10 protein-coding genes and 1 pseudogene are annotated in these 13804 nt (G+C 65.1%); 7 read left to right on the forward strand and 4 right to left on the reverse strand.

Annotated features, from left to right (window positions below; genetic code table 11):
- Positions 1-30: 30 nt before the first annotated feature.
- Positions 31-4173 carry a CheR family methyltransferase gene (locus ACNFG0_RS05940; RefSeq protein ID WP_416764253.1) on the reverse strand — a complete coding sequence of 1381 codons (4143 nt, stop codon included), beginning with the start codon at positions 4171-4173 and terminating at the stop codon, positions 31-33.
- Between the two features lie 385 nt (positions 4174-4558).
- Between ACNFG0_RS05940 and ACNFG0_RS05945 the strand changes: the two are divergent.
- The 4 genes and pseudogenes from ACNFG0_RS05945 to ACNFG0_RS05960 form a co-directional block, all read left to right on the forward strand.
- Positions 4559-4714, forward strand: a pseudogene (locus ACNFG0_RS05945) (general stress protein); the annotation flags it as partial.
- A gap of 111 nt (positions 4715-4825) precedes the next feature.
- Positions 4826-6028 (forward strand): zinc-dependent alcohol dehydrogenase, encoded by a 1203-nt coding sequence (locus ACNFG0_RS05950; protein WP_416764254.1) that lies wholly within the window; start codon positions 4826-4828, stop codon positions 6026-6028.
- Positions 6029-6043: 15 nt separating this feature from the next.
- Entirely contained in the window at positions 6044-6583 is a 540-nt protein-coding gene (locus ACNFG0_RS05955) for a hypothetical protein (protein WP_196146683.1), read from the forward strand.
- Positions 6584-6699: 116 nt separating this feature from the next.
- Positions 6700-7017 carry a DUF6555 family protein gene (locus ACNFG0_RS05960; RefSeq protein WP_230386074.1) on the forward strand — a complete coding sequence of 106 codons (318 nt, stop codon included), beginning with the start codon at positions 6700-6702 and terminating at the stop codon, positions 7015-7017.
- 66 nt (positions 7018-7083) lie between these two features.
- Here ACNFG0_RS05960 and ACNFG0_RS05965 read toward each other — a convergent pair whose 3' ends face one another.
- A complete protein-coding gene (locus ACNFG0_RS05965; protein WP_196146701.1) occupies positions 7084-7263 on the reverse strand; it encodes a hypothetical protein in 180 nt (59 codons plus the stop codon).
- Between the two features lie 151 nt (positions 7264-7414).
- Positions 7415-7570, reverse strand: coding sequence for a hypothetical protein (locus tag ACNFG0_RS05970; protein WP_196156450.1), 156 nt, complete (start codon positions 7568-7570; stop codon positions 7415-7417).
- Between the two features lie 173 nt (positions 7571-7743).
- Between ACNFG0_RS05970 and ACNFG0_RS05975 the strand changes: the two genes are divergently transcribed.
- From ACNFG0_RS05975 to ACNFG0_RS05985, 3 genes are all read left to right on the forward strand, one after another.
- Positions 7744-8592 (forward strand): helix-turn-helix transcriptional regulator, encoded by an 849-nt coding sequence (locus ACNFG0_RS05975; protein ID WP_416764255.1) that lies wholly within the window; start codon positions 7744-7746, stop codon positions 8590-8592.
- Between the two features lie 71 nt (positions 8593-8663).
- Positions 8664-10154 (forward strand): aldehyde dehydrogenase, encoded by a 1491-nt coding sequence (locus ACNFG0_RS05980; protein WP_416764256.1) that lies wholly within the window; start codon positions 8664-8666, stop codon positions 10152-10154.
- Positions 10155-10176: 22 nt separating this feature from the next.
- Complete coding sequence (locus tag ACNFG0_RS05985; RefSeq protein ID WP_416764257.1) at positions 10177-11559, forward strand: aspartate aminotransferase family protein; 1383 nt, start codon at positions 10177-10179, stop codon at positions 11557-11559.
- Positions 11560-11670: 111 nt separating this feature from the next.
- Here ACNFG0_RS05985 and ACNFG0_RS05990 read toward each other — a convergent pair whose 3' ends face one another.
- Positions 11671-13791 (reverse strand): TonB-dependent siderophore receptor, encoded by a 2121-nt coding sequence (locus tag ACNFG0_RS05990; RefSeq protein ID WP_416764258.1) that lies wholly within the window; start codon positions 13789-13791, stop codon positions 11671-11673.
- Between the last annotated feature and the right edge of the window lie 13 nt (positions 13792-13804).

Consider the following 13804-nt stretch of genomic DNA (forward strand, 5'->3'; position numbering starts at 1 on the left):
GGTTGGATACACCAGCGCCCGGATGAGCGGTCAGTAGGGCTGGGAGCCGCTCAACGACTCGATCGCCTCGACCAACTCATCATAGGCCACGGGCTTGTTCAAATGGCGATCGAAGCCTGATTGGCGTGACTTGTACTGGTCGGCACTGGCACCGTAGCCGGTCAGTGCGATGGCGGGAACGGTGCTCAGGTGTGGGCGTTCTCGCAGCGCCTTGATCAGGGCATGGCCGTCCATGATGGGCATGCCGATATCCGAAAGGATGATGTCGTACTCGCCGCCAGCAGCGGCTTGCAGGGCGGCGCGAGGGTCGCTGAAAGCATGCACTTGGGCACCTTCCATTTCCAGCAGTTGCTGCATGATCTCCAGTACGTCGAGCGAGTCATCGACCAGCAGCACTCGAATGCCATCGAGCCGGCCCTCGCTCTCCTGGTCGCCGACGTCGCGTTGCGACTGCTGGCTGGGGTCGCACAGCGGCAGGCGGACGATGAAGGTACAACCCTTGCCGAGCCCGGGCGAGCTGGCCTGAACAGTACCACCATGGGCTTGGACCAGCTGGCGCACCAGCGACAGCCCGATCCCAAGCCCCTCACGGCTGTGGCTGGCCAGTTGCGGGGCGGCCTGGGTGAACAGGTCGAAGATGTTCTCCAGGCTTTCCTCGCTCAGGCCCACGCCCTGGTCGATCACGTGCAGCAGCGCCTGTTCTCCCTCGCGACCCAGTACCAAACGGATCTGGCTGCCGGTCGGGCTGAATTTCAGGGCATTGTTGAGCAGGTTCCAGATGATCTGCTCCAGGCGGGTGACATCCCCCTCGATGTACAGCGGCTGGTCTGCGGCAGGTAGCTCCAGTACCACATCGCATAGGTGTTGCTCGCTGCGCACCACCGTGTGGATATCGCGCAGGATCGCGCACAGGTTCACAGGCTCGGTCTTGAGCTTGAGCTTGCCGGTACGGATGCGCGCCACATCGAGCAGGTCGTCGATGATCCGTGCCTGGCTGGCCACGGCCTCGCAGATGGTGCCGACCGCCTTGCTGGCGGCAGTGGCGTTCTTCACCACTGGCAGGCGCCGGAGGATTTCGGCGTTGAGCTGAATCAGATTCAGCGGGTGTTTGAGCTCATGGGACATGACGGCGAAGAATTCGTCCTTCATGTGGCTGCTGCTCTGGGACTCGGCCAGTTGCTTGGATTGCTCGTCATGCAGGCGCTTGTGCCCGGTCAGGTCGCGGGCGATCTTCACATAGCCGCGCAGGCTGCTGCCCTTGAGCAACGACACCTCGCCACTGCAATAGAACCGGCTGCCGTCCTTGCGCACGTGCCAGCGCTCGTCCTGGCCCCGGCCGTTGAGGCGGGCGTCGCGCAGCTCGCGCGCGGGCACGCCGTCCTTGCGGTCTTCTTCGGTGAAGATCAGGTCGTAGTTGCGCCCGACCACCTCGGCCTTGGTATAGCCAAAGATCAGCGTGGCGCCGGTGTTCCAGTCGGTCACCAAGCCTTGTTCGTCGAGCAGGATGATGGCGAACTCATGGGTGCTCTCGGCCACCAGGCGCATGCGTTCCTCGCCCAGGCGCAGGCGCTCCTCCACGGCACGGCCCTTGCTGATGTCGATGAAGGTCAGCACGGTGCCGTCGATCTTCTGCTCGCTGGCGCGGTACGGCAGCAGGCGGGCCAGGTACCAGCGCTGGTTCTCGCCGCCGACCTCACGCTCGATGGTGGTCTCGCCCTGGGCCACGGCGCGGGCATCGTCGGCCAGCTCCGGGTAGTCCAGGCGGTGGGTGATGTCGAGCAGGGAGCGACCGGTGTCGACCGGCAGCATGTTGAAGATGTCGGTGGCGCGCGGGGTGAACCAGCGGATATGCAGGTTGCGGTCGACGAATACCGTGGCAATGGCGGTGGAGGCGATCAGGTTGCTCAGGTAGTCGTTGACCTTGTCGGTTTCCTCCACCTTGTTCTTGAGCTCGTAGTTGACCGTGAGCAGTTCCTCGTTGATCGACTGCAACTCCTCCTTGCTGGTTTCCAGCTCCTCGCTGGCCGAGCGCAGCTCCTCGTTGATGGCCTGCATTTCCTCGTTGGAGGCGGTCAGCTCTTCGCTGGAGATTTCCGATTGCTCGATGGTTTCCTGAAGTTGCAGACGGGTGCGTTGCAGTTCGCGCTCAAGGTTGGCCAGCACCATGCTGTCGGTCTGGCGAATGCCAGTGGTCGGCACCAGGGAAGGGTCGGGCACGCGCTCCTCGAACACCACCAGCAGGCATTCGCTGCCGCTGGGTTCGTCCTTGTGCGGCTGGACCACGATCTCGACCTGCACCTTGTGCTCGCCTTCGCCCAGGTCCACCGGGCGCGAGGTGACCGCCTGGGAGCCCTGGCGCGCCTGGAACAATGTGCTGCGCAGCGACAGGCGCAGGGCCGGCAGCACCAGGTTGATCAGGTTGCGGCTCGGCTCGCCGCCCACCAGGTGCAGGAAGCGCCCCACGCCCTCGCTCATGTGCAGGATGTTGCCGTCGCCATCGACGATCAGGCTCGGTGGGGTGCGCCGGGCCAGGGCGCGGTGGTGCACCTCGGCGTAGGAGGGCTTGCGGCCAGGGCTGGCCTTGGTGCGGTTGTCGGGCTGGGTGGCGAGCAGGTCGGTGCCCAGCAGCTGGCGCCCCGGCATGCGGTTGCCGGGGCTTGCCGGGCGGGCACGGAAAATACGGTTGCGCTTGTCGACCGGGGCGAACAGTTCGTTGGCAAGGTCTGCCGATTCGGAGGCCCCCAGGAACAGGTGGCCGCCCGGGCGCAGGGCGAAATGGAACATCTGCAGGATGTCCTGTTGCACCTCACGGTCCAGATAGATCAGCAGGTTGCGGCAGACGATCAGATCGATCTGGGAAAACGGCGGGTCGGACAGCAGGTTGTGTCGGGCGAACAGCACTTTCTCGCGGATTTCCTTGCGTACACGGTAGTGCTGGTCTTCCTTGACGAAGAACTGGCGCAGGCGCGCCGGTGGCACATCGGTGACGATGGCCTCCGAATAGCTGCCGGTGCGGGCGGTGGCGATGGCGCGCTCGTCCAGGTCGGTGGCGAACACCTGCACCTTGGCCTCGCGCCGCTCCACGGCCAGTTGCTCGCACACCAGCATGGCCAGGCTGTAGGCCTCCTCGCCGGTGGAGCAGCCCGCCGACCAGATACGGATCTCGCCCGGCCCTTCGCCGCTTTCGCCGTCGCTGACCAGCTCCGGCAGCACATGGCGTTCAAGGGCCTCGAACGCCTCCCGGTCGCGGAAGAAGTTGGTCACGCCGATGAGCATGTCGGCCAGCAATGCGGCGGACTCCTCACGGTGCTGCTCCAGGTAGCGGTAGTAAGCGCCGAGGTCCGCCTGGCCCGTGACATGCAGGCGCCGCTCGATGCGGCGCAGCACGGTGGCGCGCTTGTAGTGCTGGAAATCATGGCCGGTGTTGGTGCGCAGCAGCAGCAGGATCTCCTCGAGCAAGGGTTCGGCCTGGCGCGGGTCGCCACTGCGAATGCCGAGCGCTGGCGGCAGGCTGTCGTCCTCGATCTGCGGCAACTTGACCTGACGGGCGTTGTGCCAGAGCTCCATCAGCTTTTGCGGCATTTCCGCGACGGGCAGCACCACGTCGACCATGCCGGTATCCAAGGCTGCCCGCGGCATGCTGTCGTACAGCGCATCGTCCGGCGACTGCACCAGGGTCACGCCGCCTTGCTCCTTGATCCGCGAAAGGCCCACGGCGCCGTCGGCACCGGTGCCTGAGAGCACCACACAGAAGGCATGGTCCTTGTGCACATCGGCCAGGTCGCGGAAGAACAGGTCGATGGCCACATGATCGCCCCGGCGCCGGTTGGCCGGGCTGACCCGCAGATAGCCATCGTTGGTGGACAGGCGGTTGGCCGGGGAAATCACATACACGCGGTTGCGTTCGATCGGCACCGGTTCGCTGACCTGCATCACCGGCATGGCCGTGGCTTCCTGGATGATCCGGTCGGCCACGCTCTGGTGGTCAGGCGAGAGGTGCAGGACTACCACGAAGGCCATGTCGCAATCGGCTGGCATCTGCCGGAAGAAGGTGCAGATGGCTTCCATCCCTCCAGCCGATGCGCCAATGCCCACCACCGGGAATGCCAAGTGGCTTGGGCTCAGGGCCGGGTTTTGGGGAGAGGCGAGGGTGGGCTTGGTAGACGACTTCATCGGCGCAGCCTTCTGCAGACCTGAACAAGGTGGCCCATCGAAGCTTCGCCGGGCATCTGTGAGGCCGATTATAGGCTGGCGATGCACCTGGCGGCGAGCGATGACGGGGCTGGTCGAGCTAAGACAACACCGCCTCCCGACAGTGCAAAAAACTTGCGCGGGCGGAAGTGGCACGCCAGCCGCTGGGGCGCAATCTTTTGCTTGCCGGAGTGTTTCGCGCCACTCGTCAGGGGTGGTCCAGATCGATTGAGCACTTGCCGCTGCAACCTGTTCGGAACTACTGCACGGTGCGATTACGTGCAAAGCCAATCCACTAGCAAGGAGAAACGACATGGCTCGTGACCAAGAGCAATCCGGACAACGTGGCGGCACCAAGGAAACCAACCCAGGCAATTTCGCCAACGACCGCGAGAAAGCCTCCCGCGCCGGCCATAAAGGCGGCCAGAACTCAGGGGGCAACTTCGCCAACGACCGTGAACGCGCTTCCGAGGCAGGCCGCAAGGGCGGCCAGCACAGCCACGGCGGCGGTCGTAACCAGTGAGTGCGTGCATTCGCTGAAGCCCGGCACTGACGCTGCCGGGCGCCGACCCCAGGCAGGTGGCCCGCGGCCGCCTGCCTGGGGTCGTTCCTGTTTCGCCACGGAGATCGAAGCATGCGCGCATTGACCTATCACGGCGCCGGGGATGTACGGGTCGACACCGTGCCCGACCCGGTCATCGAAGCCCCCGACGACATCCTGCTGCAGGTAACTGCCACGGCCATTTGCGGGTCCGACCTGCACCTGTATCACGGCAAGATTCCCGCCGTGGAGACGGGCGATATCCTCGGCCATGAGTTCATGGGCATCGTCGAGGAGGTCGGCAGCGAGGTGACGGCCGTACGCCCAGGCGACCGAGTGGTGATTCCGTTCGTGATCGCCTGCGGCAGCTGCTTCTTTTGCCAGCACGACCTGTTCGCCGCCTGCGAGACCACCAACACCGGCCGCGGGGCGATCCTCAACAAGAAGGGCATCCCACCGGGCGCGGCCCTGTTCGGCTACAGCCACCTGTACGGTGGCGTGGCGGGCGGGCAGGCCGACTACGTACGGGTGCCCAAGGCCAATGTGGGCCCGTTCAAGGTGCCTGGGCAGCTGGCGGACGACAAGCTGCTGTTCCTGTCCGATATTCTTCCGACCGCCTGGCAAGCGGTGCTCAACGCCGAAGTGAGGCAGGGCGCCTCGCTGGCGATCTTCGGCGCCGGGCCGGTCGGCCTGCTCTCGGCGGCCTGTGCCAGGATGCTGGGGGTGGAGCAGATCTTCATGGTCGATGATTGCGGCTACCGCCTGGACTATGCGCGCGATGCCTATGGGGTGATCCCCATCGACTTCGCCCATGACGACGACCCGGCCGACACCATCATCCGCCAGACCGCCGGCATGCGCGGCGTCGACGCGGTGATCGACGCGGTGGGCTTCGAGGCCAAGGGCAGCACCACCGAAACCGTGCTCACCGCGCTCAAACTCGAAGGCAGCAGCGGCAAGGCCCTGCGCCAGAGCATGGCGGCCGTCCGGCGTGGTGGGGTGGTGAGCGTGCCTGGGGTGTATGCCGGTTTCATCCATGGCTTTCTGTTCGGCGATGCCTTCGACAAGGGCCTGACCTTCCGCATGGGCCAGACCCATGTGCAGCGCTACCTGCCCGAGCTGCTCGAGCATATCGAGGCCGGCCGGCTCAACCCCCAGGACATCGTCACCCATCGCCTGGCGCTGGAGGAGGCGGTGCGCGGCTACGAACTGTTCGACGAACAGCAGGAGCGCTGCCGCAAGGTGATCCTGGTGCCCGGTGCGGCACCTGACCCCTTGCCCAATGGCCCCTACTGAGGCCTCGGAGATGCCATGACCCGACGTATTTTGACCTCGGTCAACAGCGACGACCTGCACCCGCCGGAGCAAGGCCAGATGTTCGCAACCCCCAGGGAGCGGCTGGAGTTCTATCGCCGGGAGATCCAGTACGAAACCAGCATCCTGGCCAACCGCACCGATGCCTACCTGTCGGCGCAGTCGTTCCTGGTGATCGCCTTCGCCTCGTGCATGGCCAACCTCAACCCGAAGTGGGGCGCGCCGTTCACCTTGGTGGTGCCGGCGTTCCTGGCCTTGCTCGGGGTGCTCAGTTCGCTCAATGCCTGGCCGGGGATCCGTGCGGCCTACGGCATCATCGACCATTGGTACTTCAAGCAGAGCCAATTGCTGAGCAGCGAGCCGAGCATGGGCATGGCCTACGACGACTGGCCGTTGTTCTGCGAAACCGAGTCGAGCCGGCACGGTCATCGCAAGTCACTGATGTTCTCGATACGAACGCCCTGGTTGTTCCTGGTTTTCTGGGTGTTGCTGGGCGGCTATTGCCTGTTCATCCAGCTGGATCCGGCGGGTGCCTAGAGACGTGGCCAAACGGCATCAAGCCATTCATTCAAATTGTTCGACAATCTTTTGAATCTTCACGGAAAACCCTGATCAATCAGGGAGTCATCCATGGAGAAAAGGAGGGCCCCAAGATGCCAACCCCACAGCTGTACATCATTGACTACCGGCTGCACGGCCAGCCGCGCAGTTTCATCATTCGCCTGGAACGCATGGACAATGCCGAAGCTTGGCATTGGGCCAGCTGTGATGCTGGGGTCGGGATCATTCCGAAGTTCGGACGGGAGAAGATCCGGAAGGTGAGCCGGCCGATGGCGGAGCGCTACGGCGTGACCGACGTCAGCTGGCGGCTTTCCGGCAGTGGGCCGGCCTTCGTGCCGACTTCCGGCGAGGGCGTGGCGCAGGCTGCGGTGCCGGGCGATGCGCCGGGTAGCGAAGCGGTAACGGCCTGAGCCCACGCGCTGCGGGGCAAGCGGGTTCCTCTGCAAGGTAGAGGGGCGCGCTTGCCCCGTAGCCGTTCAGGCGCCGGATTCCGGGTCGCTGGCCGGTACGCCCGGGCGATTGCCGTCATCCTCGATGCTGGGGTCGGTGTCCGGGTCGTCGGCCCGGTCGTTGCGTTGGTCTGGCTGCGCGTTCGGGTCGAGCTCCGGCCAATCGTCCTGGACATTGCCGCCGCCCATCTGCAGGAAGTCGTGCATGGTGGCCTCCACGGGTTCGAAAAAAAGGCCCGCCGGCGGCGGGCCGAACACAGGAGTGAGAACACGGCCATCGGCCAGCTCTCATGAATTCAGATCGAGGGCCGATCACGGGAAATCCATCGGCAGGATGGCGCATGCGACCAACGGTCGCTCAGCCGTCCGACTGCTCCTCTGGCGGCACCTGGCCTTCGGGCCAGTCGGGCGCCTGCTTTTCGGGTTGGGGTACCTGCTCCCCAGGGTCATGGGGGATGTCGTCCACGTAGGGGTCGGGATGCTCGGGGTTCACGGGCTGCTTGGGGTCGGCCATGGCCAGTCTCCTCCAGGGTGGGCTTGCCTGGCATTAGGCTGGCGAAGGTGATCGGTCGTTCATTCCCGTTCGAGCCATGGCCTCACCCCGAAGGGTGATGGTCGCCCTGGCGATCGCATGAAACAATCCTGCCCAGCGACACCACAAGAACAACCCTGACGGGGATCCACGACATGAGCAAAGACCGGCTGAAATCGCCCGACTGGTACGCGCAGATGGCCCGTGTCATCGAGGCCATCGGCACGCCCAGCTTCGTCGAGGCGCTGTTCGCCGCGCTCAACTGCCTGGCCCAGAGCCAGGCCATCACGGTGTTCCTGTACCCAGGCAAGGGCCTGCCCTCGGCGCTGTTCGAAAACGACGAAGAAGGGCCGTGGCTACCCGAGGGCAACGTACAGAAGTACCTCGAAGGCTACTACCTGCTGTGCCCGTTCTACCGCGCCTGCATGGATGGCATCGCCCCTGGCTGCTACCGACTGAGCGATGTCGCTCCCGACCACTTCAAGCGCAGCGAGTACTACCTGTCGTTCTACCAGCATGCGCACCTGGAGGACGAACTCAACTACATCGTCCCGCTCGATACCCAACTGACCATCGCCGTGGCCCTGGGCAATACCCGTAGGCTCGGTGCCGCGCAGGTTGCCGACCTCAAGCGCGTCGCCCCCTGGGTGGTGGCGGTGGTCCGCCGGCACTGGGGGCAGCTGGATGCCGACTCTCTCGGCGGGCGCTTCGAAAGTGCCCTGGGACGGCAGATCAATGCGGCGTTGAACAACTTCGGCTCGTCGCTGTTGACCGAGCGCGAGTGCCGTGTCGCCCAGTACCTGCTGCGTGGCCACTCGACCCGCTCCCTGGCCGAACGCCTGGGCATCAGCGAAGACACGGTCAAGACCCACCGCAAGAACCTCTACACCAAGCTGGACATCGCCAAGCAGTCCGAGCTGTTCTCCTTGTTCATCGATTCCCTGGCCCAGGCCCAGGAAGGGCTGAGCAAGGACCCGCTGGAAAGCTACCTGCGAAGGCGCTGACCCAGCCACCTGCGTCATCCCATTGCCAACCATAACCATCGGCCGCCACGGCGGCCGTGAGGGAGTCCTGCGTGCATACATTGAGCGATTGGCAGCAGCGCGCTGCACAGCAACGCTTCATCGATACCGCCCTGATCGACGGTCGCCCGGTCGCGGCCTGCTCGGGGGTGACCTTCGCAGCCATCAACCCGGCGACCAACCGGTTGCTGGCCCAGGTCGCGGCGTGCGGCGAGGCGGAGGTCGACCAGGCCGTGCGCTCAGCGCGCCGGGCTTTCGAGCAGGGCCCTTGGGCACGCATGGCGCCTGCGGCACGCAAGCGCGTACTGCTGCGCCTGGCCGAACTGATGCTGGCCCACCGCGAAGAGCTGGCTCTGCTCGACTCGCTGAACATGGGCAAGCCGGTGATGGATGCTTACACCCTCGATGTGCCCGGTGCCGCGCAGGTGTTCGCCTGGTACGGCGAAGCCCTGGACAAGCTCTACGACCAGATCGCGCCCACGGCCGGCAATGTCCTGGCCACCGTCACCCGCGAGGCGCTGGGCGTGGTCGGCGCGGTGGTACCGTGGAATTTCCCCCTGGACATGGCCGCCTGGAAGGTCGCTCCGGCCCTGGCCGCCGGCAACAGCGTGGTGCTCAAACCCGCCGAGCAGTCGCCGTTCTCGGCCCTGCGCCTGGCCGAACTGGCCTTGGAGGCCGGGCTACCAGAGGGTGTGCTGAATGTCGTGCCAGGCCTAGGCGAGCACGCTGGCCGAGCCCTGGGCCTGCACCCGGATGTGGACTGCCTGGTGTTCACCGGCTCTACCCAGGTGGGCAAGTACTTCATGCAGTACGCGGCGCAGTCCAACCTCAAGCAGGTGTGGCTGGAGTGCGGCGGCAAAAGCCCGAACCTGGTGTTCGACGACTGCCAGGACCTGGATCTGGCCGCCGAGAAGGCCGCGTTCGGCATCTTTTTCAACCAGGGCGAGGTGTGCTCGGCCAATTCGCGCCTCTACGTGCAACGTTCGATCCACGACGAGTTCGTCGAGCGCTTGCTGCTCAAGGCCCGCGACTGGCTCCCCGGCGACCCGCTGGACCCGGCCAGCCGCGCCGGTGCCATCGTCGATGCGAGCCAGAGCGCGCGCATCAGCGCCGCCATCGACCAGGCTCGGGCCGACGGGGCGCGCCTGCTGTGCGGTGGCCAGCGCCTGAGCATCAACGGCTCGGACAATTTCATCGCCCCCACCGTGTTCACCGACGTGCGCGCCGACATGGCCCTGGCCCGAGAGGAAATCTTCGGCCCGGTGCTGGCGGTGAGTGTGTTCGATGACGAAGAACAAGCCCTGCGCCTGGCCAACGACAGCGTCTACGGGCTGGCTGCCTCGGTGTGGAGTGATGACCTCAACCGCGCCCACCGTGTGGCCCGGCGCCTGAAAGCCGGCACCGTGTCAGTCAACACCGTCGATGCCCTGGACGTGACGGTGCCCTTCGGCGGTGGTCGCCAGTCCGGCTTTGGCCGCGACCTTTCGCTGCATTCGTTCGACAAGTACACCCAACTGAAGACCACCTGGTTCCAGCTGCGCTGATCCCCATCTACGGAGAACAACAATGAACGTACCGTTCCAGCCCCAACGTGAAACCCGCGACTACCAGAACGCCGATGCCGCGCACCACATCCATGCTTTCCTCGACCAGAAAGCGCTCAACGCCGAAGGCCCGCGGGTCATCGTACGCGGCGAGGGCCTGCACCTGTGGGACAACGACGGCAAACGTTACCTCGACGGCATGTCGGGCTTGTGGTGCACCCAGCTGGGCTATGGCCGCAAGGACCTGACCGCCGCCGCCGCCACGCAGATGGACCAGTTGGCGTACTACAACATGTTCTTCCACACCACCCACCCGGCCGTGATCGAGCTGTCCGAGCTGTTGTTCAGCCTGCTGCCGGGGCACTACAGCCACGCGATCTACACCAACTCAGGCTCCGAAGCCAACGAGGTGCTGATCCGTACCGTACGCCGCTACTGGCAGGTGATGGGCAAACCGGGCAAGAAGATCATGATCGGCCGCTGGAATGGCTACCACGGCTCGACCCTGGCGGCCACGGCCCTGGGCGGCATGAAGTTCATGCACGAGATGGGCGGCTTGATCCCGGATGTCGCGCACATCGACGAACCCTACTGGTACGCCGCAGGCGGCGACCTGACGCCTGAGGCGTTCGGCCGGCGCTGTGCCCTGCAGCTGGAGGAGAAGATTCTTGAGCTGGGGGCCGAGAATGTCGCAGGTTTCATCGCCGAGCCGTTCCAGGGGGCGGGCGGCATGATCTTCCCGCCGCAGAGCTACTGGCCGGAAATCCAGCGCATCTGCCGTCAGTACGACGTGCTGCTGTGCGCCGACGAAGTGATCGGCGGGTTCGGCCGTACCGGTGAATGGTTCGCCCACCAGCACTTCGGCTTCGAGCCAGACACCTTGTCCATCGCCAAGGGCCTGACCTCCGGCTATGTGCCCATGGGCGGCCTGGTGCTTTCCAAGCGCATCGCCGAGGCGCTGGTGGAGCGGGGCGGGGTGTTCGCCCACGGCCTGACCTATTCCGGCCACCCGGTGGCGGCGGCGGTGGCCATCGCCAACCTCAAGGCCCTGCGCGACGAAGGCGTCGTGCGCCAGGTCAAGGACGACACGGGCCCCTACCTGCAGCGCTGCCTGCGCGAGGTGTTCGGCGAGCACCCGCTGATCGGCGAGATCCAGGGGGCCGGCCTGGTGGCGGCGCTGCAATTCGCCGAGGACAAGGCCACCCGCAAGCGCTACGCCAACGAGAACGACCTGGCCTGGCAGTGCCGGACCTATGGGTTCGAGGAGGGGGTGATCATTCGCTCGACCTTGGGCCGGATGATCATGGCGCCGGCGTTGGTGGCCGGCCGAGGGGATATCGATGAGCTGGTGGAGAAGACCAGGATTGCCGTGGATCGTACGGCGAGGGAGGTGGGGCTGCTGTAAGGCATCTGGGGCCGCTTTGCGGCCCTTTCGCGGCACCGGGCCGCTCCTACAGGTACCTGTAGGAGCGGCCTTGCGCCGCGAAAGGGCTGCGCATCAGCCCCATACGATGCCTCAGAAGGTATAGCTCACACCCGCCTGCACCGTGCGCGGTGCACCCGGGTAGACGTAGTTGTTGAAGGCGCCTTCGTCGTATTCCTTGTTGAACAGGTTCTTCAGGTCCAGGTTCAGCCGAACATGCTCGTTGACCTGGTAGAACGCCAGCAGGTCGACCACGGTGTATTGCTGCATGGTATAGGTGGTCGCCGCGGTCCGCCCGGCGCGTTCGTCGATGTACTTCACGCCCATGCCCAGGCCCAGGCCCTTGGCCAGCCCGTCCTGGAACTCGTAGGTATTGAGCAGGCTGAAGCTATTGCGTGGAATGTTGGCCAGGCGGGTGCCATCAGGCAGGCTCGTATCTTTGGTCACCTCGGCATCGACATAGGCGTAGCCACCGATCATTCGCCATTCGGGGGTGATGTTGCCGGCCACGGTGATGTCCAGGCCACGGCTGCGCACTTCGCCGGCGGCGACCTTGTAGGTGCCGGTGGGATCCTGCGGGTCGTTGGCCAGGACGTTCTCCTTGACGATGTGGTAGATGGCCGCATCGACGCTCAGCTGGCGATCCAACGCTTCCCACTTGACGCCCAGTTCATACGACTTGCCTTTTTCCGGGTCGAAGCCCTGGCCTTGCCGGCTGGCACCACTGTTGGGCTTGAACGAACGGGCGGTGTTGGCGTACACGGCGACGGTGTCGGTCAGGTCGTAGATCACGCCCAGGCGTGGAGTCACGGCATTGTCGGCGGCGGTCCAGTCAGCAGCACCTGGCAGGTAGTTGTCGTACTGGTGCTCGAAGCGCTCGAAGCGCAGGCCCGCCAAGACCTTGAGCCGTTCGGTCAGGGCAACCTGGTCCTGAATGAAGACCGCCCAGGTCTTGAGGTTTTCCTTGTCATTGGTGGTGGGGAGGCCCAGTTCGGGGCGCGACTGGCCCAGGACCGGATCGAAGATGTCGATGGGGTAGTCCGTCTCCCCGCCAGCTGAGCGGCGAATGATCGATTGGTAATCATAATCTTCGTATTCGATGCCGGTCAGCAGGGTATGGGCAAAGCCTGCGGTGTCGAAGTGGCCGGTCAGGTTGAGCTGGTAGTCCCGGTCTGTCCATTCCAGTTTGCGGTAGTTGAAGTTGCGCCCCAGGGTATGGCCATCGGCCTGGAGCTTGTTGGCTTCAACGGCATTGCCCTTGAGGGTGCCGTCGAGCCACTGCATGCCGCCGCCCAGGGTCCAGTCGTCGTTGAGCTGGTGCTCGAAACGCAGCTGGGCCATGTTGTTATCGTTGTGCAGCAGGTTGTCGGTGCCTTTTTCCCAGATGTTGGTATCGCGCGAGGCCGTGCCGCGTTGGGTCGGGAGGCGGGTGAGGCCGCGGTCCAGGGGGTGGTTGTTGCGCATGAAATCGCCTTCGAACACGATGCGCGTGGTGTCGTTGACCTGCCAGCTGAGCACCGGGGCGACGTCGTAGCGCTCGGTCTCCACGTCATCGCGGAAGGTCTCGCCGCCTTCGCCGAGCAGGTTCAGGCGATAGGCCAGGCGTCCGTCCTCGCTGAGCGGGCCGGTGGCATCGAGCGTGGCGCGGTGCATGCCCTGATCATCGAACTGGCTGCCCAGGGTCACCTTGGGCTCGGCCAGGGGCTGCTTGCTGACCGCGTTGAAGGTACCGCCGGGGTCGCCGCGGCCATACAGGCTGGTGGCCGGGCCGCGTAGCACTTCGAGACGCTCGACGGTGTTGGCGTCGGGGGCGTTCGGGTAGCCGCGGTTGATGGGGAAGCCGTTGCGGTAGAACTCGCCCGTGGTGAAGCCGCGCACGGTGAAGGTGGTCAGGCCTTGGCCGCCGAAGTTGTTGGCGCGTCCCACACCGCCAGCGTAGTCCAGGCCATCCTGCAGGCGAGTGGCGGCGGTGTCTTCCAGTACATCTTTGGGCACGACACTGACCGACTGCGGCGTTTCATGAAGTGCGGTGTCGGTGCGTGTAGCGCTGGCCGAGCGGGTTGCCCGGTAGCCGATCACAGGGCCGTCGGCACGCTCCAGCTCGCTGGCGGCATCGATGTTGACGGCTTGCAGTTCCAGAGGCGCCGCTGGTTCAGCCAGGGCGAAGGGCGCTACGGCATTGATGAGGCAGAGTGAAACGAACGCACGACGCATTGCAGTACGATCC

Source organism: Pseudomonas sp. NY15372, assembly GCF_048068215.1.
Classification (GTDB): domain Bacteria; phylum Pseudomonadota; class Gammaproteobacteria; order Pseudomonadales; family Pseudomonadaceae; genus Aquipseudomonas; species Aquipseudomonas guariconensis_A.